A 23,635-nucleotide genomic window follows, 5' to 3' on the forward strand; every position below is an offset into this window, starting at 1 on the left:
CGGCTGAGTTCCGGACTTCGGGTGCGCGGGTAGCACTACCGGCAAAATGGATCCTGAATCGAGTTCAGGATGACGTACGGGGGGGGATTTGCCGGCGTCGACGGTGGTCAGTCGCACGCCTGGTGCAGCTTGTGCGCCAGCCAGGCGGCGATCAGGCACATGCCCGCGACCAGCATCAGCATGTTCTCCGGCGTAACGCCGAGCGAGGAGATGAAGATCACCGCCGCGGCACCGATCGTCATCGCGGTGCAGTTGACGACGTTGTTTGCCGCGACCGTGCGCGCGGTCTGGTCCTTGGTCACGGTGGTGGTCAGGAAGGCGTAGAGCGGCACGACGAACATGCCGCCGGTGATCGCGATGGCGAGCAGCGAGAGCATCACCGGGATCGCGGTCGGCTGGGCGATGAATTCGCGCCAGTCGTAATATTGGCCCGCCGCCGCCGGCGTCCACATCCGGACCAGCGTCGAGAACAGCACCACGCAGACGCCCATCGCGATAACCGAGGCGGGGCCGTATTTGGCCGAGATCTTGCCCTTCAACAGGCTGTTGATCACCACCGAGCCGATCGCGATGCCGACCGAGAGGGTCGCGGTGAACAGGCTGGCGACCTCCTGCGTGGTGGTGAGCAGGTTCTTCACCAGCGGCGGGAAGATGATGATCAGCACCGCGCCGATCGTCCAGAAGAAGCTGATCGCGCAGATCGCGAGGAACAGCCGCGGGATGTGCATCGTCGCGCTGATCAGCCGCCAGGAGGCGGTGAACGGGTTGTAGTTGATTTCGAGATTCGCGCCTTCGCGCGGCGCCGGCGGCACTTCGCGGCCGGCGAACCAGCCGATTCCCGCGACGACCAGCACGGCGATCGCCGCCGTCTCGATCGAGATGTAGCCGGCCAGGATCGTGCCCATCAGGATCGCGATATAGGTGCCGGCCTCGACCAGGCCGGTGCCGCCGAGCACGTCGTCCTTACCGAGATGCTGCGGCAGGATGGCGTATTTGATCGGCCCGAGAAAAGTGGAGTGGACGCCGAGCAGGAAGATCGCGCCGAGCATGAAGACGATGCCGGCCTGGGTGTGGCCCGCCTTGGCGAGCAGCAGTCCGGCGGCACCGACCAGCATGATGAGGATCTCCGCCGTCTTGACGATGCGGATGATCTTCGCCTTGTCGTTGGTATCGGCCAACTGCCCGGCGAGCGCCGAGAACAGGATGAACGGCAGCGTCGACAGGCCGGTGGCCAGCGCGTTGAACCCTTGCTCCGCCTTGGCATCGTTGAAGATGCTGTAGGTGGCGAACAGCACCATCGCCTGTTTGAACAGATTGTCGTTGAAAGCGCCCAGGAACTGGGTGGTGAACAACGGCAGGAAACGGCGCTCTTTGAGAAGGCCGAGCGCATTGAGCATGGTCGAAAACGGCCTTTTTTATGGCGAACCCGTGGCCGCGACATAGCCGAGCGGCATTGTGGGCGGCAACCGCTATCGAACGGGCGGCGGGCGGATGGGCTTTCGCCGGCGCGTCGGCAAGGCTAGGGCAGGGGCATGTGGACGCTGCCCAATCTCCTCACCCTGTCGCGAATCGTCGCGATCCCCCTGCTGGCGGCGTTGTTGTGGTGGCCGGGTTGGGCGGACGGCTATCTCGCCGGATTCGTGCTCTACTGCCTGATGGGCGTCACCGACTATTTCGACGGCTATCTCGCGCGGGCGCAGGGTGCCGTATCCAAGCTGGGCGTGTTCCTCGATCCGATCGCCGACAAGATCATGGTCGCCGCGGTCATCCTGCTGCTGGTCGGCACGCGCGACGCGCAGCCCGCGCTGATCCCCGGCATCCACCAGATCGCCGCGCTGGTCATCCTGCTGCGCGAGATCGCAGTGTCGGGCTTGCGCGAATTCCTGGCGCAGCTGCAGGTGTCGGTGCCGGTGTCGAAGCTGGCAAAATGGAAGACGACGTTGCAGCTGGTGTCGCTCGGCGGGCTGATCCTCGCCGGCGCGCTGCCCGGTTGGCCGGTGCTGCAGATGATTTCGCTCGCCGCCTTGTGGGGCGCGGCGGTGCTGACGCTGATCACCGGCTGGGATTATCTCCGCGTCGGCCTGAAGCATATGGACTGAGCATGGCGATCGACGTGCTGTATTTCGCCTGGGTGCGCGAAGGCGTGGGCACCGGGCAGGAGCGGGTCGATCCGCCCGCCGGCACCGATACGGTGGCGGCGCTGATCGACTGGCTGGCCACGCGCAGCCCCGGCCATGCGCAGGCGCTGGCGGATCGGGCGCGGTTGCGGGCGGCGGTGGATCAAGTGTTCGTCGGCGCCGACGCCTCGATCCTCGGCGCGCGCGAAGTGGCGATCTTCCCGCCGGTGACCGGCGGATGATTCGCGTCTTGGTGAATGCCGAACCGATCGATATCGCGACCGAGATGGCGGCGATCGAGACCGGTGGCGCGGGCGCGGTGGCGACGTTCAGCGGGCTGGTGCGCGCCGATGACGGCGTCGGCATGCTGGAGCTCGAACATTATCCCGGCGCGACCGAGGCGGCGCTGGTGACCCTGGCGGAGACGGCAGTGGCGCGCTGGTCGCTTCTTGCCGCGACCATCGTCCACCGGGTCGGCGTGATGCGGCCGGGCGAGCGGATCGTGTTCGTCGGGGTCAGCGCGCCGCACCGCGCGGCGGCGCTGGAGGCGTGCGCGTTCCTGATCGACCGGCTGAAGACCGATGCGCCGTTCTGGAAGCGCGAGACGCGCGGTAGCGATGCCCGCTGGGTAGAGCCGCGCGGCAGCGACGACGCCGCTGCCGCGCGGTGGCAGGCTTAGTTCAGTTTCGGCAGCAGCACGCCGTTGACGACATGGACGATGCCGTTCGACTGGCGCACGTCCGGCACTTCGACATAGCTCTTGTTGCCGTGAATGTCGGACAGGCTGAGCGCGTTGTTGATGAACTCGGCGACCAGTGGCTCACCCTCGACCGTGGTCAGCGTGGCCTTGCCGCCGCCGGCCGTGATCTGCGCCTTGAGCTGCTCGGCCGAGATCGTGCCGGGCACGACGTGATAGGTCAGTGCCTTGGTCAGCAACGCCTTGTTCTCGGGCTTGAGCAACGTGTCGACCGTGCCCGGAGCGAGGCGACCGAACGCGTCGTTGGTCGGCGCGAAGACGGTGAACGGGCCGGGGCCGGACAGCGTCGTATCGAGCCCGGCGGCCTGCACGGCCTTGACCAGGGTGGTCAAGTTGGGCGCGAGCGCGGCATTGGCGACGATCGTCTTGCTCATGTCCATCTTGGCGCCGCCGACATCGGGGTTGGGGATCGCCGCGGAGGGCACTCCGGGTGCCGCCGCAGGTGCTGCCGGTGCAGCCTGTGCTGCGGGTGCAGCCGGCGCGGCGGTGGTCGGCGCGGTCGTCTTCGTCTGAGCCGAAACGGTGCCGATCGAGAGCGCTGCAGCCAGCGCGACGAGGGGAAGTTTGGTGTAGGACGTCATGGATATCTCCGGATTGTCACGCGCGCCATCAGGCAGCGCACCCCAAAGATACGATCCAAGCCAAGATTTGTTTCACTTTCGGCGCATCACCGCGCCTCGGCCAGCACCTGCGCGAGCAGCTGAAAATCCTTTTCGCGCGGGCTGGCGCGGCGCCAGACGAGCGCGATCTGACGCGACGGACTGTCCGCGTCGAGCGGCCGCGCGGTCAGCCCGGTATGATCGAGAATGCCCGCCTTCAGCGCCATTTCCGGCAGCAGCGTGACGCCCAGGCCGTTATCCACCATCTGCACGATCGTGTGCAGCGACGTGCCGAGCATCGTCGCTTCGGCGCGCATTTCCGGCCGGTTACAGGCGGCCAGCGCGTGATCCTTGAGGCAATGCCCGTCCTCGAGCAGTAGCAGCCGCGTCTCGTCGATATCGCGTGCGCGGATCGCCGGCGCGTCTTCGCCCAGTTCCGCGGCGGTGCCCGCGACGAACAGCGCGTCCTCGAACAGCAAGGCGCTGGCCACGTCGCCGCAGGCATAAGGCAGCGCGAGCAGCACGCAATCGGTGCGCCCGTTGTGCAGCCCTTCGCATGCCGCGCCGCTGGGTTCCTCGCGCAGGAACAGCTTGAGCTCGGGATAATTGGTGCGCAGCCGGGGCAGGATACGCGGCAGCATGAACGGCGCGATCGTCGGGATGACGCTCATCCGCATGTCGCCGGACAGCGGGCGCCCCGCAGCGCGCGCCATGTCGCCCAGCTCGTCGGCCTCGCGCAGCACGATCCGCGCCTTGTCGGCGATCCGGTCGCCCAGCGGCGTGAAGCGCACCACGCGGCGCGTGCGCTCGACCAGCACCACGCCGATCAGCGTCTCGAGTTCGCGGATCCCGGCCGAGAGCGTGGATTGCGTGACGAAGCACGCCTCGGCCGCACGCCCGAAATGGCCGGCATCCTTGAGCGCGACGAGATATTGCAGTTGTTTCAGGGTCGGCAGGTAAGTTGCCATCATCGCTCCAGTCGATCAACGGACGCCAAATAACCTGTTGGATCGATCAAAAGCTACCCTATATGTACGTCTCGACAAGACGGCGCGCCAAAGCGCCGCTTTTTGAGGATGCATCCGGAAGGCCCGACTTTTTTTCCAGGAAGGCCCATCCAATGCTTACCATCGGCGACAAGCTCCCCGACTTCACCGTTCCCGTCCAGCAGGGCACGTCCGCGCTTCCCGCCGGCGAAACGCTCAGCCAGGATGCGTTCCCCGGCAAGTGGAAGGTGCTGTTCTACTGGCCGAAGGATTTCACCTTCGTCTGCCCGACCGAGATCGTCGGCTATGCCGGCCTGAAGGGCGATTTCGAGGATCGTGATGCCGTGCTGATCGGCGCCTCCACCGATACCGCGCACGTCCACCTCGCCTGGCGCAAGTCCGATCCCGATCTGGCCGCCGCCGACTTCCCGTGGCTGGCGGACAATGGCGGCGTGCTGGCAGCGCAGCTCGGCATTCTCGACAAGAACGAGCATGTCGCGTTCCGTGCGACGTTCATCATCGATCCGGACAACGTGATCCAGGCAGTCCAGGTCAACGGCCTGAACGTCGGCCGCAACCCGGCCGAGACGCTGCGCGTGCTCGACGCGCTGCAGACCGACGAACTGTGCCCGTGCAACTGGAACAAGGGCGACGACGTCCTCCAGCTGGCGGCCTAATCGAAATTCCCCTCCCGCTTTGCGGGAGGGAGTTTCGGGCTGATCGTCCCCCGGACGATCCGAAACGCCCGGCGTGCGTTTCACCCGAGACTGGGAGGGCGTGTCCACGGGCGCGCCCTTTCTTTTTGCCTACAGGCCCTCCCCCAACCCCTCCCGCAAGCGGGAGGGGAGCAGAAAGGAATATCATGTCCCTCAAGGATTTCGCCGGGACTCTTCCCGATTATGCCAAGGATATCCGGCTCAATGTCGGCTCGCTGCTCAACGAGGCGCATCTGCCCGATCAGCAGAAATACGGCCTGCTGCTGACCTGCGCGCATGGCTCGGGCTACAAGCCGCTGGTCGACGCAGCGGAGGCCGAATGCGCGCCGAAACTGACTCCCGAGGCCGCCACCGCGGCGCGCGCGGCGGCAGCGGTGATGGCGATGAACAACGTCTATTATCGCTTCACGCATCTCGCCGGGAACGACGAATATCAGCGCATGCCGGCCAAGCTGCGCATGAACGTGATCGGCCAGCCGGGCATCGACAAGGTCGATTTCGAACTGTTCAGCCTGGCCGTTTCGGCAATGAACGGCTGCGGCATGTGCATCGACAGCCACGAACAGATCCTGAAAAAGGCCGGAGTCACCGCCGAGGCGATCCAGACGTCAGTGCGCATCGGCGCGGTGATGAAGGCGGTCGCCACCGTCCATGCCGCGGTGAACTGAGTTCAGGGGCGCCGCTTCCCCCAAACGCGCCGTCATCCTGAACTCGATTCAGGATCCATCGCGCCGCACATTCGATCGAGAATGAGGCACGATGGATCCTGACTTTCGTCAGGATGACGGCGATTTTTATTGCGGTCAGCGCGGACCGGCGCGTCACTTCATCGCCTGATACAGGTTGAACAGGCTGGTCAGCGTGAGGATGCCGCCGACCAGGAACATGAGCTTTTTCGCCGGTACGCGCTTGGCCAGGATCGCGCCGAACGGCGCCGCGATCACGCCGCCGATCAGCAGACCGACCGTCGCCAGCGTGAACGCGGCCAGCCCCAATTGCGTGATGAAGGTGGCGGAGATCGTTGCGGTGAGGAAGAATTCCGCGGTGTTGACGGTGCCGACCGTCATGCGCGGGGACGCGCCCTGGACCAGCAGGTTGCTGGTCACCACCGGGCCCCAGCCGCCGCCGCCCGCCGCATCGAGAAACCCGCCGACCAGCCCCAGCGGTTCGACGATCCGGGGCTCCCGCTCGCGCGGCGGATAGCGCACCGCGCGGAACAGCAGATACAGGCCGATACAGGTCAGATAGGCGAGGATGTACGGCTTGGCGGTGCCGGCATCGATGTTCGACAGGACATAGGCGCCGAGCACGCCGCCGATCACGCCGGGGATCATCAGGCGGAAGAACAAGGTCCAGTTGACGTTGCGATGGATCGCATGGCTGATCCCGGAAACGGCGGTGGTGAACGTCTCCACCGTGTGCACGCCGGCCGAGGCGGCGGCGGGCGGCACGCCCATGAACAGCAATAGCGAATTGGAGATCACGCCGAACGCCATGCCGAGCGCCCCATCGACCATCTGCGCGGCGAAACCAACGGCGATGAAGGGCAGGATCGCCTCCAGCGTGGCGATCGAAAGATATGAGCTCAAGGCAATCCCCACACGACGTCTATCGTCTCTGGATCGCGTAACCGTTCAAATCCTACAACCAAGATAGGGTTTGCCGGGAGAAACTTCCGGTGGGGCGGTGCTTTAAATCGATCATCGGAACGCCTAGATTGCGCGCAACGCAACAAGGGCTGACGACGCACATGGGGCTGATGGCCTATCTCGATTCGATCAAGGCGCGCGATCCCGCGCCGCGGTCGCGGCTCGAAATCCTGACCTATCCGGGCGTCTGGGCGCTCGGCTATCATCGCATCGCACACCGCCTGTTCAAGGCGAACCTGTTCTTTCTCGCCCGGCTGGTCAATCACTGGTCGCGCATGTTCACCGCGATCGACATCCATCCCGGCGCCACGATCGGGCGCAACTTCTTCATCGATCACGGCTTTGTCGTGATCGGCGAGACGGCCGAGATCGGCGACAATGTGACGATCTACCAGTGCGTGACGCTGGGCGGGACGAGCCCGGACAATGGCGTCGCCGGCAAGCGGCATCCGACTCTGTCCGACGGCGTGATCATCGGCTCGGGCGCGCAGGTGCTCGGTCCGATCACGGTCGGCAAGGGCGGGCGCGTCGGCGCCAATGCGGTGGTGACCAAGGACGTGCCGGAAGGCGCGGTGATGGTCGGCATCCCGGCGCGCGCGACGATGGTCGAGGGCGGGCGAAGGGAGCCTGGGTTCCTCGCCTACGGCACGCCGTGCAGCGACATGTTCGATCCCGCCTCGCAGAAGGTCGAACTGCTGCGCTGCGAGCTGGAGACGATGCGCAAGCGGCTCGATGCGCTGCTCAGCGAAAATGAAGACATGAAAGACCGCGCCTGACGTGGGAGTCGTCACGCCTTTTCCGGTGCCGCAGCGCTTGCCGACGCAGGTCGGCTTCGAGCGGGTCGAGCTGAACCGCATCCTCGATCTGTACGGCCGGATGGTCGCGGCCGGGCATTGGAAGGATTATGCGATGGATCTCGGGCGCGACGCCGCGATCTTTTCCGCCTTCCGCCGCGCCGCCGAGCGCCCCGAGTTCAGGATCGAGAAGCGCCCGGCGCTGCGCAACCGGCAGGGCATGTGGGCGCTGATCGGCGAGGCCGGCGTGGTGCTGAAGCGGGGGCCGGAACTGGCCGCCGTGCTGGCGCCGGTCGAACGCCGGCTGATGAAGCTGGTGGCGGAGTAGCCGCGCCTTTCCTGCCGGAAAGGCGCGGGATCACGCGACAGCCAGGGCCGATACCGGCGGCAACCGCCGCCCGACATCGCCCAGCGTGCCGATCACCAGCCGGCGCATCGGGTGCCAGAAGGCCGACAGGATCAGCAGCGCCGAGCCGATGATCAGCCCGGTGATCGCCGCGCTCAATTCGACCCCGCCGGCCGAGCGGATGATCGCGTACATCGCGTACAGCACATAGACCAGGCTCGAGACGAGCAGCGCGCGGCGATCGATCGCCAGCGCGACGAAGCCGAACAGCAGGTACAATGCGAGCACGATCATGCCGGTGCCCGCACTGCCGTCATTGTCGAGCACGCCGAGCATCTGGAACACCGGATGCGCGATCAGCGGGGCGGCGGCGAGGTGCAGCCAGAACGCGACATCGGCACGGCGGGTGACCCGCACGGGATCGGACATGTCCCACCACATCGCCAGCGCGAACACCGCGACGCCACCGGCCAGCGTGATCGCATAGACCGCCTCGTGGGCCGCGGGAATCGCGGCGATGACCAGCGACACGACCATCGCGACGAGCGCGAGCGCGCCTGCCGCGACGGTGACCGGCACCATGAACCGGCGCCAGTGCAGCCAGGCGGCGCCAGCGGTAACCAGCCCGATGCCGGCGCCGATCATCGCCTGCGCACGCTCGGACGGATCGCCGCCGAGATCGATCATCACGCCGACCAGCGCCCAGGCGACCCCGCCGACGAATCCGAACAGCAGCAGGATGCTGGGCAGGGCCATGCGCCGCCGCTTGGTGAAATATTCCGCCAGCAACCAGGAGGCGGCGGCGACCGCCGCACCGGCCAGGGCGACCGAGCGGCTCGCGCCGATCTGCCCCAAAGCGACGAGCAGCAGCGCGATCGCGATCGAGACGAAGATGTCGTTGAACCCGGTGAGCAGCCGGAAGCTTTCCTCGTCGACCGCCGGCGCATCGCGCGTCGCGGCGATATGCCGGCGCAGCGCTGCGGCGGCGTCGGGCGTGATCGCCCCGGCGGTGACGGCACCTTCGATATCGCTTTCGCTATACATGGTCATCCTCCTGTCGGCGAAGAATGACATAAGTGCATTAGTGCTGCAATACACTATGTTGCTGGGGCGCTCCAGCCGGCTTACGGCACCCCGTTCGCCAACTCCTCGAGAAACAGCGTCGCCGTGCCGTCGGACGGCGCCCGCCAGTCGCCACGCGGGCTGAGCGCGCCGCCCGCCGAAACCTTCGGGCCGTTGGGGATCGCGGAGCGCTTGAACTGGCTGGTGATGAAGAACCGCACCAGGAACTTCTCCAGCCAGCTTTTGATCGTCGGCAGATCATAGGCCGCGCGCGCCTCGGGCGGGAAGTCCACCGGCCAGCGCCCGGCCTCGGCATCCTTCCACGCATGCCAGGCGAGAAACGCGATCTTCGACGGCGCGAGCCCGTGGCGGATCGTATAGTGCAGGAAGAAGTCGTTCAGCGCATAGGGCCCGATCCGCGCCTCGGTGCTCTGCAGCGCGCCATCCGCGCCGGCCGGTACCAGTTCGGGCGATATCTCGGTGCCGAGAATCGCGGCCAGCACGCGATCGGTGTCGCGGTCGAACTGGTCGGTCTTGATACACCAGCGGATCAGGAACTGGATCAGCGTCTTGGGCACGCCCGAGTTGACGGCGTAATGGCTCATCTGATCGCCGACACCGTAGGTGCACCAGCCGAGCGCCAGTTCGGACAGGTCGCCGGTGCCGATCACCAGACCGCCACGCTGGTTGGCGAGGCGGAACAGATAATCGGTGCGCAGCCCGGCCTGCACGTTCTCGAACGTCACGTCATAGACCGGTTCGCCGCCCCCCTCCAAACCCTGGCCGAAGGGGTGGCCCATATCGGTCAGCATCTGGCGCGCGGCGGGCCGGATGTCGATCTCCGCGCCGGTGACGCCGAGCACGCGCATCAGCGTCCACGCATTGGCCTTGGTGTCCTCGCCGGTCGCGAAACCGGGCATGGTAAAGCCCAGGATATGCTCGCGCGGGCGACCGAGGCGATCCATCACCTTCGCCGCGACGATCAGCGCATGGGTCGAATCGAGCCCGCCCGACACACCGATTACCAGCCGTTCGGCGCGCGCCGCGACGAAGCGCTTGAGCAGCCCCTCGACCTGGATGTTGAACGCCTCGTAGCAGTCGGCATCGAGCTTTTCAGGCGTGTTGGGGACGAAGGGGTAGCGGCGGATCGTGCGCAGCAGGCCGAGGTCGGCGAAATCGGGCTTGTGCTCGAAGGCGATGCGGCGAAACCGCGTCTCGGGATCGCCCGTCAGCCGTGCCGCGTCGTTGAACGTGCCGTTGCGCATCCGCTCCTGCGCGATCCGCCCGGCATCGACGTCGCCCAGCAGAATCTCGGGATCGGGATCGAACCGCTTGGATTCGGCGATCAGCTCGCCAAGTTCGTGGATCGTGCCCTGGCCGTCCCAGGCGAGATCGGTCGTGCTCTCGCCCGGGCCGGCGGCGCTGTAGACGTAGGCGCAGATACTGCGTGCGCTCTGCGCGGCGGACAGCATCATGCGTTCGCGCGATTTGCCGATCGTCACGTTGGAGGCGGACAGGTTGCAGCAGATCAGCGCCCCGGCCAGCGCGCCATAGGTCGAGGGCGGGATCGGTGCCCAATAATCCTCGCAGATTTCGGCGTGGAAGATGAAGGGCGCAAGATCGCTGGCGGCGAAGATCAGATCCGGGCCGAACGGCGCGTCCTGCCCGGCGAGCGTGATATGGCCGCCGAGCCCGGCGCCGCTCGCGAACCAGCGTTTCTCGTAATATTCGCGGTAATTGGGCAGGAAGGTCTTGGGCACGACGCCGAGGATCCGCCCGCGCGCGATGACCACGCAGCAATTGTACAGCCGCCCGTTGCGCGGGATCGCCGCGCCGACCAGCAATACCGGGCGGAGCGTCGCGCTCGCTGCCACCACCGCAGCGATCGCCGCCTCGGTCGCCTGTTGCTGCGCGGTCTGCAGGTGCAGATCGTCGATCGCGTAGGAGGTCAGGTTGAGCTCGGGGAAGACCAGCAGGTCGGCGCCGGCTTTGTGGCCACGTTCGGCGAGCAGGATCGTCGCGGCGGCATTGGCGGCGCAATCGCCGACGCTGGCCGCGGGCGTGCAGGCGCCGACGCGGATCAGCCCGTGGCTGTGGATCGAATGGAACGGATGCGATTGGGCCATGAGCTGGATGTAGCGGCGCGTTACGGCAGCGGCAAACGATCAGGCGGTGGCGCCCGTATCCTGCTGGGCGGCCGGCTCGTCCGATCGTTCCTTCTTGATGAAGCTGATCTTGCCTTGCGGCTCGAGAATGCCCCAGGCGACCTCCTGCATCGACCCGATCCCGGCGAGGCGCATCTCCGATTCCACTTCGCTGAGCGTCATGCGATCGCGGCGCAGATTGTCGGCGAGTAGTTTGCCGTCGCGCACGATGACGCGGGGCTCGCCTTCCAGGCTGCGCTTGAGGCGGGGGAACAGATAGACCAGCCAACCGAGCGTCACCGTCCAGAACGCGAAGGTGCCGATCGCGAGCGTCGCGCCGGTCAGGCTGAAATCGTTGTGCGTGATGCCCTGCTGGATCAGGTCGCCCATCACCACCAGGCTGACCACCTCGAACGGCGTCATCTGGCCCAGCTCGCGCTTGCCGAGCAGGCGGAGCAGGGCGAAGACGATGAAGAACATCGCGGTGGCGCGGAGCACGATATCCATTACGGCAGGACCCGGATGGAGAACGGGATCACGCCGATCCGGCGTTCGCCATCGAGCACGGCGATCTCGCCCTCGGTGCCGGCGAACAGGGGCGGGTTGATCTGACCGTCGACCTTCATCTGCAGCCTATCGCCCTTCTTCAGCGGACCGTAGCTGAAGCGATAGCTGCCCTGCTTGAACGATTCTTCGGACGGCGCAGGGATCATCGTGTTGATCGTCATGTCGCGCCACAATTTGGGCGGCACGGCGATGACGAGGTCGGCGATATCGTTCTTCGCGGTGACGCCGATCCGCGTCTCGAAGAACTCGCCATTGCGCAGCGTGCGCGGCGTGATGACTTCGACAATCGCAGCGGGCGTCGAGATCGACAGCGGCCGGGCCTGCCCGCCGCCGAACGCACCGAGGAATGCCGCGACGACCATCCCGCCAAGGATCAGGATCGACAGCGGATTGGCATGGCGGGCGAAGCCGCCCTGATCCTGCGCGTGCCGATCACCGATGCCATCTGGGATGCGACTTTCGGCACTGTCCACCATCACTGCCCCCATGATCGTTATAGGGGCGAAACGTTGGGGCCTGACATTGGGTTCCCGGGGCTACCGGGCGGTGCCGAGCCGCGTCATGAGGATCGCGGCGCGCTTGGCCTGGCGGCGCATGCTGGCCAGATCAACGGTTTCGCCGGGGGCGTGATCGCCGCTGCTCGCGGGGCCGAGCCCGATCAGCCCATCGACATCGCTGGCCACGAAGGAGATGTCGCCAGCCCCGCGGCGCAGCGGATCGAGCGGGGGCATCGCGGCGAGGCCGAGATCCTTGTTCACGCCGTTCAGCCGGTCGAGCAGCGCGCGGTTGCCCGGGGTCGGTGCCATGGCCGGATAGCCGCCCGGTTCGAACATCAGTTCGGCGCCGGTGCCGGGGGCGTGGCGCGCGACGATCGCGCTCATCCGCGTCTTGACGCGGGCGGTCTGCGCTTCGGACAGGGTGCGGAAATCGCCGCGCGCGATGGCGATCGATGGGATGACGTTCGACTTGCCGGTGGCGGTCGCGCGCACGCCGTCTGCATCCAGCACCGCGCTGGCGCCGCCGGCGACGATGCCGGTGTTGAAGGTCAGGTTGGGCTCGGGCAATTCGGTGCGGAATGCCGCCAGGATCCGCGTCAGTTCGTTGATCGCCCCGTCGCCGTACGTATCGTTGAAGATCAGCGAGGAATGGCCGGTCTTGCCACTGGTCTTGAGCGTCCAGCTGTTTGACGAGCGCCGCGCGATCGAGCCCATGTCCTGCCCGTTCTCGACGAACAGGCCTTCGAAATCGAGCGCGACATCGGCGCGCTTGCCCGCCGCGATCAGATCGGCGCGGCCGAGCGCGATCGGATCGCCCGAATCCTCCTCGTCGCCGGTCAGCACGATCTCGATATTGGCAGCGTCCAGCGTGCCCGCCGCGCGCATCGCGCGCAGCGCCGCGATCATCACCACCATGCCGCCCTTGTCGTCGCCGGCGCCGGGCCCTTCGGCCTTGTCGCCGGTGCGCACGAACTTCTGGAACGGCGAATCCTGTTCGAACACCGTATCAAGATGGCCGATCAGCAACAGCCGCCGGGCACCTGCCTTGCCGGGGCGCGTGGCGATCAGGTGGCCGGCGCGCTTGATCGCGGTCATCGGCTTCCACGCCACCGTGAAGCCAAGCGGCTCGAGTTCGGCGCGCACCATCTTGCCCACGGCTTCGACGCCGGCGAGGTTCATCGATCCGGAATTCTGATCGACCAGTTTCTGCAGCAGCGCGACCGAACGCTCATATTCGGCATCGACCGTCGCCGCCATGCGCGCCTCGGGCGGCGTCAGCTTGGCGTGGAGCGGTGCGGCGAGCAACGCGGTCGCGGCAAAAAACAGCGGGATTTTCATTGGTGCGCCCCTCAAAGGATTGGCGCGCCCGGAGGGAGTCGAACCCCCGACCGAGGAGGTAGAAGCTCCTTGCTCTATCCAACTGAGCTACGGGCGCGCACGCCACCCGAATAGCGCGGATTGCACAGGTGTGAAACCGGCATCATAACCGTGCGCATGAGCCAGGGGGAATTTCAGCGCGACGCAGGCCCGGCGCCGGTCGCGGCCAGCGCGATCGCCGCGCGGCAGTTGCGCTATTTCGATTTCGTGATGGCCGCGTTCGTCGCGATCCTGTTGCTGTCCAACGTGATCGGCGCGGGCAAGGTCGCGGTGATCCATCTGCCGTGGATCGGCGACTGGCCGTTCGGGGCGGGGATCCTGTTCTTTCCGCTCTCCTATGTGATCGGCGACGTGCTGACCGAGGTCTATGGCTATGCGCGGGCACGCCGGGTGATCTGGGCGGGGTTCGTCGCCGTGGCGTTCATGGCGTTCATGTCCTGGGTGGTCGTCGCGCTGCCGCCGGCGCCGACCTGGACCAACCAGGCGGCGTACGAAACGGTGTTCGGGCAGGTGCCGCGCATCGTGCTCGCCTCGATGATCGCCTTCTGGGCGGGCGAGTTCGTCAATTCATACATCCTGGCGCGGATGAAGCTGTGGAGCGGCGGCCGGCATCTGTGGATGCGCACGATCGGCTCGACGATCGGCGGGCAGGGGGTGGATAGCCTGATCTTCTACCCGCTGGCCTTCTGGGGCGCGGCCGGCTGGACCAACGATCTGGTGCTGACCGTATTGGTCACGCAATGGGCGCTGAAGGTCGGCTGGGAAGTGCTGCTGACGCCCGTCACCTATCTGGTGGTCGGCTTCCTCAAGCGTCGCGAGGGGCTCGACGTGTTCGACGAAGGCACCGACTTCACGCCGTTCCGCGCCCGCGTATGAGCGCGCTCCAGGCGGTCAAGGGGTGGCTGGTGGATAACGTGCATCTCGCCAAGGATGCGCTGCATATCTATGTCGCGTTGCTGCTGCTGTTCGGCTCGGCGCTGCTGTTCGGCTGGCGCCTGTCGTCCTGGCGGCCATGGCTGGTGGTCTGGGTGGCCGCCGCGGGTGGCGAGATCTGGGACGTGCGCGACCGATTTGTCGATCATGTGCCGCAAGAGTTCGGCGCGAACTGGCACGATTTGTGGAACACGATGTTCTGGCCGACCGTCATCCTGGTGCTAGCGCGGCGGACCAGATTGTTCGGGCGTTAGGCAAGAACCTTGGCCAGCAGGCCCTCGAACAGCCGGCGGCCGTCGCTGCCGCCATGCGCCGCTTCGATGCGGCGTTCGGGATGCGGCATCATGCCGAGCACGTTGCCGTCTGCGTTGAGCAACCCGGCAATGTTGCGCGCGGAGCCGTTGACGCCTTCGGCGTAGCGGAAGGCGACGCGGCCTTCGCCTTCGAGCCGATCGAGCGTGGCATCGTCGGCGAAGTAATTGCCGTCGTGATGCGCGACGGGGACGGTGATCGTCTCGCCGGCGTCATAGCCGCTGGTGAACAGGCTCTGCGTGTTGTCGACCGTGAGCGCGACATCGCGGCAGACGAAGTCGATCCCGGCATTGCGCATCAGCGCGCCGGGCAGCAGGCCCGCCTCGGTGAGCACCTGAAAGCCGTTGCACACGCCGAGCACCGGCACGCCGCGCGCCGCGGCATCGCTCACCGCGCGCATGATCGGCGACCGCGCGGCCATCGCGCCGGAGCGCAGGTAATCGCCATAGGAAAAGCCGCCGGGGACGGCGATTAGCCCGAGATCGTCCGGCAGATCGCTGTCGCCGTGCCATACCATGGTCGGCGCGGTGCCGCCGATCTCGCGGATCGCCACGGCGAGATCCCGGTCGCAGTTCGAGCCGGGAAACACGATGACCGCCGCCTTCATGCGCGCTCGACCCGGTAGTTTTCGATGACCGTGTTGGCGAGGAGCTTGCGGCACATCGCGTCGATCGTCGCGTCGTCGGTGTCGTCGGCGACGTCGAGTTCGATCAGCTTGCCCTGGCGCACGTCCTCGACGCCGGCAAAGCCCAGGCCGTCGAGCGCCTTGTGGATCGCCTTGCCCTGCGGGTCGAGCACGCCTGGCTTCAGCGTCACGATGATGCGGAGTTTCATTGCTGTTCCTTCACCAGGCCTATTTGGCCTTGTTCTTCCGGTGCTTTTCGAGATCGAGCACCGCGCTGTCGACGCCTTCGGGCAACAGGCCAAGGCGGCGGGCGACTTCCTGATAGGCTTCGACTTCGCCGCCGAGATCCTGGCGGAAGCGATCCTTGTCGAGCTTCTCGTTGCTCTGCATGTCCCACAGGCGGCAGCCGTCCGGGCTGATCTCGTCGGCGAGGATCACGCGGGCATAGTCATTGTCCCACAGCCGGCCGAATTCGAGCTTGAAATCGACCAGGCGGATGCCGACCGCGGCGAACATGCCGCACAGGAAATCGTTCACGCGGATCGCCAGATCGGCGATGTCGTGCATCTCTTCCTGGCTGGCCCAGCCGAACGCGGCGATATGCTCGTCGGTGATCATCGGATCGCCAAGCGCATCGTCCTTGTAATAATATTCGATGATCGTGCGCGGCAGCTGCGTGCCTTCCTCGATCCCCAGTCGCTTGGTCAGCGAGCCTGCCGCCACGTTGCGGATCACGACCTCGATCGGGATGATCTCGACCTGTCGGATCAGCTGCTCGCGCATGTTGAGGCGGCGGATGAAGTGCGTCGGCACGCCGATCAGGCCGAGCAGGGTGAAGACATGCTCGCTGATGCGGTTGTTGAGCACGCCCTTGCCGCTGATCGTGCCCTTCTTCTGGGCGTTGAACGCGGTCGCATCATCCTTGAAATACTGGATCAGCGTGCCGGGTTCGGGACCCTCGTACAGGATCTTGGCCTTGCCTTCGTAGATCTGGCGGCGGCGGGCCATATGGCATTACCCTTCGACAAGAGCGCCCCGCACCCACGGGAGTCGCGGGCCGGGGCGGGAATGAGCGCGCCTATATAGACTGCGCGCGGGAGGCGCAATTACGCGTCGCTGCGATCTGCCGGGGGCGGTGCCATCGCCGCGGCGGGGCGTTGGGCGAGCGGCGCGCTATCGGCGCGGCGCAGGCGCGTGGGCAGGAAGGGCCGCAGCTGGCGCCAGAGCAGCCATAGCAGCAACGCGGCAATCGCCGGCGGGCCGAAGATCGCGATGAAGCCGAGCACGAAGGCGAGCGTCGTCTGGGCGGAGGACAGGAACGTGTCGAGCGCGCTGGTCAGCGGCGCGCTGGCGTCGAAGCCGCGAATGCCCGCGCCGGATTCGTAATCGAACACCATCGGCGTGGTGGCGAGGCTGGCGCGCTGATCGGCGATGGTCGCCTGCGCCGCGCCGATCGTGGCGACGAGCTCGGCGCGCTGGCGCTGCAGTTCGGCGCGTTCGCTGGCGGGCAGATCGCCGCGAGCGAGCTGCTTGTCGATCCGCGCCAGTTCGTCGGCGGCGCGCGCCCTGCCGGTACCGAGCTGGGCGATTTCCGCGCCGGCATCGGTGCCGGTGATCTCGGCGTCGATCAGCTTGCCGTCGGCCTTCTCGATCGCGGCGATGCCCTCCTTGCCAAAGGCGCGGGCGAGCGTCGGATCGAGCTTGAAGGCGAGCATCGCGCGGATGTCGTTTTCGCCGATCAGCTGATAGCGCATGCCGGTGATGCGGCAGCGCGCGACGCCCAGTTTCTCGCATGCGCCGGCATGGGCTTCCTGCGCGGTGGCGATGTTCTTGGGCGGCAGGCGGAAGGCATAGTGATAGGCGAAGGCAACACCGGGCGCGGCGGTGATGTTGATCCCGGGGCCCTCGGCCATGTCGCTGGTCTGTACCGATTCGCTCTGGGACGATTCCGGCGCGCGGCCGCAGGCGGAGAGGGCGAGTAAAGTGATCGTTGCCGCAGAAATCAGTCCGATCCGCATCGTCCGTCTCCTATATACTATCACTTAAGTAGGAGTAGGATGGAGCGTTATCCGCGTGCGGTCAATCGAGTTTCGAACGGCTTTGCCGGACCCCAATTCGTCCACCCCGGACTGGTTCGTGTTCGTACCGCTCCAACATGTACTTCTGTTCTCCCGCGAAGGCGGGAGCCCAGGATTTCGAAGGATGCCGCTCGTGGCCCTGGGCCCCCGCTTTCGCGGGGGAACAGGCGGGTACATGCTTGAAGGGGAAAGCACCGACTTGTTTCGGGGGGGCTCGCTCGGCGCATTCAGCGCTGCGCGGCGGCAAGAAGCGCTTTCGTCTTGCGCCATGCTTCAGTGTCGGGCGCGACCAGTTCGACGTGCCCGGTGTCGGGCACGATGTGCAGCACTGCTTGGTCGCCGGCTTTCCGTGCCTGCGCCGTATAGCCGGTCGCCAGGCGCATCGGGATGATGCGGTCTTCCCGGCCGTTGACCAGGTCCTGCGGAACGCGAAGCGGCAGGAGGCGGGGCACCGAGGTGTCGCGGTAGATGTCGGGACGGGCGGGCGTGGGCTTGCCGAGCAGGTCGCCGACGACTTCGGTGCCGCAGCCATTGTCGGGGCTGGCGGCGGTGGCTTCGAGATCGGGCAGGCCGCCCAGGCTGATGACATGCGCGATCTTCAGCGGGTGCGCGCTGTGCAGCGGGCTGTCCTTGGGCAGTCGCGCGCGGGCCGCCAGCCACAGCGCCAAATGGCCACCGGCGCTATGGCCGATCGCGACGACATGCTTGGCGTCCAAGCCGTACTGCGCCGCGGCGTCGCGCAGCGCGTCGGTCGCCTTTGCCGCGTCCTGGAAGGTGCCGGGATAGCCGCCGCCGGTACGATCGACGCCGCGATAATCGATATTCCATACCGCATAGCCGGCCTTGCGCAGATCGTCCGCGACCCAGTTCATCAGGCTGCGATCGGCGATACTGGTGGTCCAGCAGCCGCCATGCACCACCAGGACGGTGGGGTAGGGCTTGCCCCTGGGCCGTGGGCCGGCGGGGAGCCACAGATCGACCTTCTGCAAATGATCGTCGCCATAGGCGATGGTCGCGTCCGGCACGGGCTTCGCGCGGCTGGTGAGATCGTCCCAGGTGAGCAGTTTGGGGGTGTCGGCGGCGGTCACCGCCGGAGTGAGCGCGATCAGCGCGAGGATGGCAAGACGGAACATGGGGCGGGGCTTAGCGGGCGCGTTTGGAAGAGGCGAGGGGGACTGCGTAAACTTCTCCGGCACTTGCCCGGCGAACGCCGGGGGTCAGTCGCGATCGCGGCGGGAACTGGGCATAGCGCGTGATAGGCCCTGTCTTGCTACTGGACCCTGGCCTTTGCCGGGGTGGTGCATTGGGTGCAGGCCGTGCGCTGGCAGAAGCCGGACCCGTCGCCGCTCCGATGCTGTCGGATGCGTGCTGGTAGCTCGGCGGTAACGCCGACATGCGCGGCCCGCGATAACGATCGGCCATGATATGGATCCACCTGCCGCGATGCCCCGTCCCGAGATAAGGTGAGCAGCGGGACCCCGGCTCCGGCCCGGGGTGACAGGTAGGAGTGAATGGTCGGCTTCCCCCCATTTTCGCCGTCACGACGCTTCGAGGTAATCAACCGCCCGAAGGCAGGCCGGCGGCTGAAGGATGGAAAGCGGACGTGCAGGTAACGCCCAGAAGCCGACGTTCAGGGTTTTGGTTGCCTTACACCGGCGTACCAAAAGGTAGTGGCCGACAGCGCTGCGATAGCCCCAAACGCCAGCGTCCATTTTATGGCGACGGCGCCCTGCATGAACAAGCCGAACGGATTGACGGGTGGCGCCGGCGCCGAGGCCAGCCGCAGCCAGACAGCAATCGCACCAGCTAGCAGCACGAAGGGCAGGACGGTGGCGCTCAGGTAGTGAATCAAACCAGTTTTTTTGAAACGTCGCAAGCCTACGTGGATGGGAATCCCTATCACTAAAGTAACGCCGTAGCTGAGCACGACAAATACCAACATGGCGATCAAAATGTCTGCGATATCAGCGTCGCCCACGTCCCCGAGCACTGCATTGGCTCCGGTCGCGAAGAGCAGCGGAACCGCTACAGGCAGCGGGGCCAGTGCGAAGGCCTTTATCTCTCGCTCGTTCATGGCACTTCCCCCCCCATCGTCGTCCTGCCCCACGGCAACCTATATCTCTTGACATACAGTTTCCACCCGACCGTGCCCCTGTCGCCTGGAATAGCGCCCCCTCAGCAGACGGGCGGAAATCGCCCAGTTGCAGTCGTTGGCGACTCGCTCACGTTCTGCCAAGAGAAGACGATGTCGCGAAGATTGAGTCTCACCACCCTCCTTGTTCACGACTATGACAAGGCAATATCGTTCTATGTTGATCAGCTCGGTTTCGATTTGCGTGAGGACACGCGACTGACAGACGAAAAGCGATGGGTTGTTGTAGCGCCGCAAGGTGCGGGGGCGGGTCTCCTGCTGGCAAAGGCGGCGAACGATCGGCAGCGCGAAGCAGTTGGCGATCAGAGCGGAGGCCGAGTGTTCCTGTTCCTTGAGACAGACGACTTCGATCGAGACCACTTGGCCTACACGCAGCGGGGCGTCCGCTTCATTGAGGCACCTCGCTGCGAATCCTACGGTACCGTAGCGGTGTTCGAAGACGTTTATGGCAATCGTTGGGACTTGATCCAGCTCGCATTTAACGGCAGCTAACCACCAATTTTGCCGTTCAGGACGTGCTCGGGCGATCAAGATGCCCGAAAGCCGACCGGCACAAAACGCCCGATTGCATACATCGGATGATGTCGGCATTGTCTCCGAATGCGCTGGCGGTATAGCTATAGTTGGATAATCTTCATTGCTGGAAACGCTGCGATTGCCGCGGCAGTCGGTGAGTCTTGGTTACAGCGTGGCCTGATCTTTGCTTTTGCGGCTCTTCCAATCGGCATCTGGGGATGGTCCAAAGCACGGAACGGCAACGTCCTCTAACCACCACAATCGGATGTTAGCCGCGGCTGGCCTAGGCATCAAAAGCGGACGGTCCGCTAACGCCCATTAGCGGACATTCAGCCCCAGTAGAGTAATTTGTGAAGATACCGCCTGAGATCATGAAGATGGTGCCCCCAATGACTTTGGTAGCCCCACCGAAAGGTCCAGATCGCGTCGTTGGTCCTGTCATGGTCGAATAGCCATAGAACCTCGGTGAGATCGACAGCTATGTCGGTCAGGTCATCCAAGCCCCAGCCTTGGCCGATCTTCTGCTCAAAGCCGTCTAAGGGGTCGACCTCGGGATAGAAGCCAAGCTCCGGAAATGAGGCGGCCGCCTGCTTCCCAAATTGCTGCATATCAGCACTGGGGGAGTCCACTCCCACTGTGTCCGGCTCGACGTCGTCGGCCTGATTGTAGGCAGCGCAGAGCCGATCCAGCGCTTCAGCTAATCGCGCTTGACGTTCGTGTGGCTCGCCGGACGCAGAGCCAAGCAGGTCGAGATAGCTTCGGCAGGCACCTTTGATGATTGCTATCTGATCGGTGATGGCCATGCGCGACATTGCAAAGAGCATCGCTTGCTGTCGAGGCGAATGTCCGCTTTCCACCACATACGGTCGTCAGCATGCACGGACCTGCCACCTTGCAGGGTACCTCAGTTCAACACCGGCTCTCGTGCCGGAAGCGCCGAACCGTAATCCGGCATGATGTCGCCGACACCATGGCGCGGACCGAACCGCCCTGCTAACCGATCTTCATGCCAACCGACGTGAAAGACCCCACCGACCCGTTCAACGCCATCGTCGACGCGCCGTTCGATAGCGCGCTCAGCGATCGCTATCTCGTCTATGCGCTGTCCACGATCACCGCGCGGTCGCTGCCGGATGTGCGCGACGGACTGAAGCCGGTGCACCGCCGCCTGCTCTGGGCGATGCGGCTGCTCAAGCTCGATCCTGCGCAGGGCTACAAGAAATGCGCACGCGTCGTCGGCGACGTGATCGGCAAATATCACCCGCATGGCGATCAGTCGGTCTATGACGCGATGGTGCGGCTCGCGCAGGATTTCGCGATGCGCTATCCGCTGGTCGACGGGCAGGGCAATTTCGGCAATATCGACGGCGATAACGCGGCGGCCTATCGCTACACCGAGGCGCGGCTGACGCAGGTCGCGATCGACATGATGGAAGGGCTCGACGAGAACGCCGTCGATTACCGCCCAACCTACAATAACGAAGACGAAGAGCCCGAACTGCTGCCGGGCCTGTTCCCCAACCTGCTCGCCAATGGCGCGGCGGGGATCGCGGTCGGCATGGCGACGAGCATCCCGCCGCACAATGCCGCGGAACTGTTCGACGCGGCGATCCTGCTGATCGACCAGCCCGATGCCACCGACGCGCAGGTGCTGGAGCATGTCCAAGGCCCGGATTTCCCGACCGGCGGGCTGGTGGTCGATTCGCCCGCGGCGATCGCCGAGGCTTATGCCACCGGGCGTGGCGGCTTCCGCGTGCGCGCGCGCTGGTCGGTCGAGAAGGAAAAAGGCGGCGGCTGGAATGCGGTGATCACCGAGATTCCGTACGGCATCCAGAAGGGCAAGCTGATCGAGCAGATTGCCGGCCTGATCAACGACAAGAAGCTGCCGATCCTGGCCGATGTGCGCGACGAATCCGATGCGGTGATCCGCATCGTGATCGAGCCGCGCAGCCGCACGGTCGATCCCGACATGCTGATGGAAAGCCTGTTCCGGCTGTCCGACCTGGAGAATCGCGTCAGCCTCAACCTCAACGTGCTCGACAAGACGCGCACGCCGCGCGTGATGAGCTTGCGCGAAGCGCTGCACGGCTGGGTCGAGCATCAGTTCGTCGTGCTCCAGCGGCGCTCGCAGCATCGGCTCGACAAGATCGCCGACCGCGTCGAGCTGCTCGACGGCTATCTCATCGCCTATCTCAATCTCGATCGGGTGATCGAGATCATCCGCACCGAGGACGAGCCCAAGCCGATCATGATCGCCGAGTTCGGCCTGACTGACCGCCAGGCCGAGGCGATCCTCGACATGCGGCTGCGCCGGTTGCGCAAGCTGGAGGAGATGCAGATCCGCAAGGAGCGCGACGGGCTGGAGACCGAGAAGAGCGGGCTGGAACTGCTGCTCGGCAGCGAGGCACGGCAGCGCACGCGGCTGAAGCGCGACATGGGCAAGCTGCGCGAACGCTATGGGCCGGAGACGGTGCTGGGCAAGCGCCGCACGACGGTGGCCGAGGCGGCGCCGGCGCGCGAAATCCCGATGGAGCTGATGATCGAGCGCGAGCCGATCACGGTGATCCTGTCCGAACGCGGCTGGATCCGTGCGATGAAAGGGCATGCCGACGATGCCGCGCTGGCCGCGCTCAAGTTCAAGGAAGGCGACGGGCCGATGTTCGCCTTCCCCGCGCAGACCACCGACAAATTGCTGCTCGCGGCGGAGAATGGACGCTTCTTCACGCTGGGCGCGGACAAACTGCCCGGCGGGCGCGGGTTCGGCGAGCCGGTGCGGCTGATGATCGATCTCGACGGCGATGTCGGCATCGTCGCGCTGCTGCCGGCGAGCCGCGCGAAGAAGCTGCTGGTCGCGGCAACCGACGGGCGCGGGTTCATCGTGCAGACGAGCGACACGATCGCCGAGACGCGCAAGGGCAAGACGGTGGTGACGCCGCGGATCGGCGCGAAGCTCAAGCTGGTCAAGGCGGTCGATCCGGCGGCGGACTATGTCGCGGCGATCGGCGACAATCGCCGGTTGCTGGTCTTCCCGATCACCGAACTGGCCGAACTGTCCAAGGGGCAGGGGGTGCAGCTGCAGCGTTATGGCGATGGCGGGTTGTCCGACGCGGTGACGTTCGTGTTCGCGCAAGGGCTGAGTTGGGCGATGGGCGGCGATACCGGGCGCACGCGGACCGAGACGGATCTGTCGCAGTGGCGCGCGGCGCGCGGCGCGGCCGGGCGGATGCCGCCAACCGGCTTCCCGCGCGACAATAAGTTCTAGCGCAACCGTTCTGGGCATTGCCAACGCCGCAGCCGCGGCACCGCCCCAGTATTAATCTGATGCAGGTTAGTAACAACTATCAGATTTAGTGCTAATATTGGGTCGATTGGTGAAATAACACGCGCTTTCAGCGTACCTTAACGATC

The 23,635-nt window shown here is 65.6% G+C and carries 27 protein-coding genes and 1 tRNA gene; 11 read left to right on the forward strand and 17 right to left on the reverse strand.

The window, feature by feature from the left end:
- Positions 1 to 107: 107 nt before the first annotated feature.
- A complete protein-coding gene (locus NV401_RS17500; protein ID WP_261295745.1) occupies positions 108 to 1,397 on the reverse strand; it encodes an MFS transporter in 1,290 nt (429 codons plus the stop codon).
- 135 nt (positions 1,398 to 1,532) lie between these two features.
- Here NV401_RS17500 and pgsA point away from each other — a divergent pair, with 135 nt between their 5' ends.
- The 3 genes from pgsA to NV401_RS17515 are packed head-to-tail and all read left to right on the forward strand — an operon-like array spanning position 1,533 to position 2,796.
- Complete coding sequence (gene pgsA, locus NV401_RS17505; RefSeq protein WP_261295746.1) at positions 1,533 to 2,099, forward strand: CDP-diacylglycerol--glycerol-3-phosphate 3-phosphatidyltransferase; 567 nt, start codon at positions 1,533 to 1,535, stop codon at positions 2,097 to 2,099.
- 2 nt (positions 2,100 to 2,101) lie between these two features.
- A complete protein-coding gene (gene moaD, locus NV401_RS17510; protein WP_261295747.1) occupies positions 2,102 to 2,359 on the forward strand; it encodes a molybdopterin converting factor subunit 1 in 258 nt (85 codons plus the stop codon).
- Positions 2,356 to 2,796 (forward strand): molybdenum cofactor biosynthesis protein MoaE, encoded by a 441-nt coding sequence (locus tag NV401_RS17515; RefSeq protein WP_261295748.1) that lies wholly within the window; start codon positions 2,356 to 2,358, stop codon positions 2,794 to 2,796. Before moaD ends, NV401_RS17515 begins: the two co-directional genes overlap by 4 nt.
- Here NV401_RS17515 and NV401_RS17520 read toward each other — a convergent pair.
- Together NV401_RS17520 and NV401_RS17525 are read right to left on the reverse strand one after the other, a co-directional pair.
- Complete coding sequence (locus NV401_RS17520) at positions 2,793 to 3,455, reverse strand: fasciclin domain-containing protein (protein ID WP_261295749.1); 663 nt, start codon at positions 3,453 to 3,455, stop codon at positions 2,793 to 2,795. The genes NV401_RS17515 and NV401_RS17520 overlap by 4 nt on opposite strands.
- A gap of 86 nt (positions 3,456 to 3,541) precedes the next feature.
- On the reverse strand, positions 3,542 to 4,441 hold the full coding sequence (locus NV401_RS17525; RefSeq protein WP_261295750.1) for a hydrogen peroxide-inducible genes activator: 900 nt from the start codon (positions 4,439 to 4,441) through the stop codon (positions 3,542 to 3,544).
- Positions 4,442 to 4,593: 152 nt separating this feature from the next.
- On the opposite strand from NV401_RS17525, the gene NV401_RS17530 reads away from it, so the two are divergent.
- Together NV401_RS17530 and NV401_RS17535 are read left to right on the forward strand one after the other, a co-directional pair.
- Positions 4,594 to 5,136 (forward strand): peroxiredoxin, encoded by a 543-nt coding sequence (locus tag NV401_RS17530; RefSeq protein WP_010164470.1) that lies wholly within the window; start codon positions 4,594 to 4,596, stop codon positions 5,134 to 5,136.
- Positions 5,137 to 5,321: 185 nt separating this feature from the next.
- Positions 5,322 to 5,843 (forward strand): carboxymuconolactone decarboxylase family protein, encoded by a 522-nt coding sequence (locus tag NV401_RS17535; protein ID WP_261295751.1) that lies wholly within the window; start codon positions 5,322 to 5,324, stop codon positions 5,841 to 5,843.
- 153 nt (positions 5,844 to 5,996) lie between these two features.
- Here the strand turns inward: NV401_RS17535 and NV401_RS17540 are convergent, their stop codons facing one another.
- Positions 5,997 to 6,764, reverse strand: a complete 768-nt coding sequence (locus NV401_RS17540; protein WP_261295752.1) for a sulfite exporter TauE/SafE family protein — start codon at positions 6,762 to 6,764, stop codon at positions 5,997 to 5,999.
- 161 nt (positions 6,765 to 6,925) lie between these two features.
- Between NV401_RS17540 and epsC the strand changes: the two genes are divergently transcribed.
- Together epsC and NV401_RS17550 are read left to right on the forward strand one after the other, a co-directional pair.
- Positions 6,926 to 7,600 (forward strand): serine O-acetyltransferase EpsC, encoded by a 675-nt coding sequence (gene epsC / locus NV401_RS17545; RefSeq protein WP_261295826.1) that lies wholly within the window; start codon positions 6,926 to 6,928, stop codon positions 7,598 to 7,600.
- 1 nt (position 7,601) lies between these two features.
- Positions 7,602 to 7,946 carry a DUF2794 domain-containing protein gene (locus NV401_RS17550; RefSeq protein ID WP_261295753.1) on the forward strand — a complete coding sequence of 115 codons (345 nt, stop codon included), beginning with the start codon at positions 7,602 to 7,604 and terminating at the stop codon, positions 7,944 to 7,946.
- A 30-nt stretch (positions 7,947 to 7,976) separates the two neighbouring features.
- Here the strand turns inward: NV401_RS17550 and NV401_RS17555 are convergent, their stop codons facing one another.
- The 6 genes from NV401_RS17555 to NV401_RS17580 form a co-directional block, all read right to left on the reverse strand.
- Positions 7,977 to 9,008, reverse strand: coding sequence for a hypothetical protein (locus tag NV401_RS17555; protein WP_261295754.1), 1,032 nt, complete (start codon positions 9,006 to 9,008; stop codon positions 7,977 to 7,979).
- Between the two features lie 80 nt (positions 9,009 to 9,088).
- Positions 9,089 to 11,152, reverse strand: coding sequence for an NAD(+) synthase (locus NV401_RS17560; RefSeq protein ID WP_261295755.1), 2,064 nt, complete (start codon positions 11,150 to 11,152; stop codon positions 9,089 to 9,091).
- Between the two features lie 39 nt (positions 11,153 to 11,191).
- Positions 11,192 to 11,677, reverse strand: a complete 486-nt coding sequence (locus NV401_RS17565) for a DUF421 domain-containing protein (protein ID WP_261295756.1) — start codon at positions 11,675 to 11,677, stop codon at positions 11,192 to 11,194.
- A complete protein-coding gene (locus NV401_RS17570) occupies positions 11,677 to 12,213 on the reverse strand; it encodes a hypothetical protein (protein WP_261295757.1) in 537 nt (178 codons plus the stop codon). The genes NV401_RS17565 and NV401_RS17570 overlap by 1 nt, the downstream gene beginning before the upstream one ends.
- Before the next feature lie 60 nt (positions 12,214 to 12,273).
- Complete coding sequence (locus NV401_RS17575; protein ID WP_261295758.1) at positions 12,274 to 13,572, reverse strand: M20/M25/M40 family metallo-hydrolase; 1,299 nt, start codon at positions 13,570 to 13,572, stop codon at positions 12,274 to 12,276.
- A 20-nt stretch (positions 13,573 to 13,592) separates the two neighbouring features.
- Positions 13,593 to 13,669: transfer RNA gene (locus tag NV401_RS17580), tRNA-Arg, on the reverse strand.
- A 59-nt stretch (positions 13,670 to 13,728) separates the two neighbouring features.
- Between NV401_RS17580 and NV401_RS17585 the strand changes: the two genes are divergently transcribed.
- On the forward strand, positions 13,729 to 14,487 hold the full coding sequence (locus tag NV401_RS17585; protein ID WP_261295759.1) for a queuosine precursor transporter: 759 nt from the start codon (positions 13,729 to 13,731) through the stop codon (positions 14,485 to 14,487).
- Positions 14,484 to 14,798, forward strand: coding sequence for a hypothetical protein (locus NV401_RS17590; RefSeq protein WP_261295760.1), 315 nt, complete (start codon positions 14,484 to 14,486; stop codon positions 14,796 to 14,798). The genes NV401_RS17585 and NV401_RS17590 overlap by 4 nt, the downstream gene beginning before the upstream one ends.
- On the opposite strand, the gene purQ is transcribed toward NV401_RS17590, so the two are convergent.
- The 6 genes from purQ to NV401_RS17620 form a co-directional block, all read right to left on the reverse strand.
- A complete protein-coding gene (gene purQ, locus NV401_RS17595; protein WP_261295761.1) occupies positions 14,795 to 15,463 on the reverse strand; it encodes a phosphoribosylformylglycinamidine synthase subunit PurQ in 669 nt (222 codons plus the stop codon). The genes NV401_RS17590 and purQ overlap by 4 nt on opposite strands.
- Positions 15,460 to 15,690, reverse strand: coding sequence for a phosphoribosylformylglycinamidine synthase subunit PurS (purS, locus tag NV401_RS17600; RefSeq protein ID WP_261295762.1), 231 nt, complete (start codon positions 15,688 to 15,690; stop codon positions 15,460 to 15,462). Before purS ends, purQ begins: the two co-directional genes overlap by 4 nt.
- 19 nt (positions 15,691 to 15,709) lie before the next feature.
- The gene (gene purC, locus NV401_RS17605) at positions 15,710 to 16,489 is read right to left on the reverse strand and encodes a phosphoribosylaminoimidazolesuccinocarboxamide synthase (RefSeq protein WP_261295763.1); all 780 of its coding nucleotides are present in this window, start codon (positions 16,487 to 16,489) and stop codon (positions 15,710 to 15,712) included.
- Positions 16,490 to 16,587: 98 nt separating this feature from the next.
- Positions 16,588 to 17,499: an HlyD family secretion protein gene (locus NV401_RS17610; protein ID WP_261295764.1), complete on the reverse strand. Its 912-nt coding sequence runs from the start codon at positions 17,497 to 17,499 to the stop codon at positions 16,588 to 16,590.
- 287 nt (positions 17,500 to 17,786) lie between these two features.
- Positions 17,787 to 18,692, reverse strand: coding sequence for an alpha/beta hydrolase family protein (locus NV401_RS17615; RefSeq protein ID WP_261295765.1), 906 nt, complete (start codon positions 18,690 to 18,692; stop codon positions 17,787 to 17,789).
- A 497-nt stretch (positions 18,693 to 19,189) separates the two neighbouring features.
- Entirely contained in the window at positions 19,190 to 19,633 is a 444-nt protein-coding gene (locus NV401_RS17620) for a hypothetical protein (protein WP_261295766.1), read from the reverse strand.
- Between the two features lie 183 nt (positions 19,634 to 19,816).
- On the opposite strand from NV401_RS17620, the gene NV401_RS17625 reads away from it, so the two are divergent.
- A complete protein-coding gene (locus tag NV401_RS17625; protein WP_261295767.1) occupies positions 19,817 to 20,203 on the forward strand; it encodes a VOC family protein in 387 nt (128 codons plus the stop codon).
- Between the two features lie 353 nt (positions 20,204 to 20,556).
- On the opposite strand, the gene NV401_RS17630 is transcribed toward NV401_RS17625, so the two are convergent.
- Positions 20,557 to 21,030 (reverse strand): DUF5063 domain-containing protein, encoded by a 474-nt coding sequence (locus tag NV401_RS17630; RefSeq protein WP_261295768.1) that lies wholly within the window; start codon positions 21,028 to 21,030, stop codon positions 20,557 to 20,559.
- A 203-nt stretch (positions 21,031 to 21,233) separates the two neighbouring features.
- On the opposite strand from NV401_RS17630, the gene parC reads away from it, so the two are divergent.
- Positions 21,234 to 23,489 carry a DNA topoisomerase IV subunit A gene (gene parC, locus NV401_RS17635; RefSeq protein ID WP_261295769.1) on the forward strand — a complete coding sequence of 752 codons (2,256 nt, stop codon included), beginning with the start codon at positions 21,234 to 21,236 and terminating at the stop codon, positions 23,487 to 23,489.
- The last annotated feature ends 146 nt before the right edge of the window (positions 23,490 to 23,635 follow it).

Origin of the sequence: Sphingomonas hylomeconis (assembly GCF_025370105.1) — a bacterium.
In the GTDB taxonomy this organism is placed as follows: domain Bacteria; phylum Pseudomonadota; class Alphaproteobacteria; order Sphingomonadales; family Sphingomonadaceae; genus Sphingomonas; species Sphingomonas hylomeconis.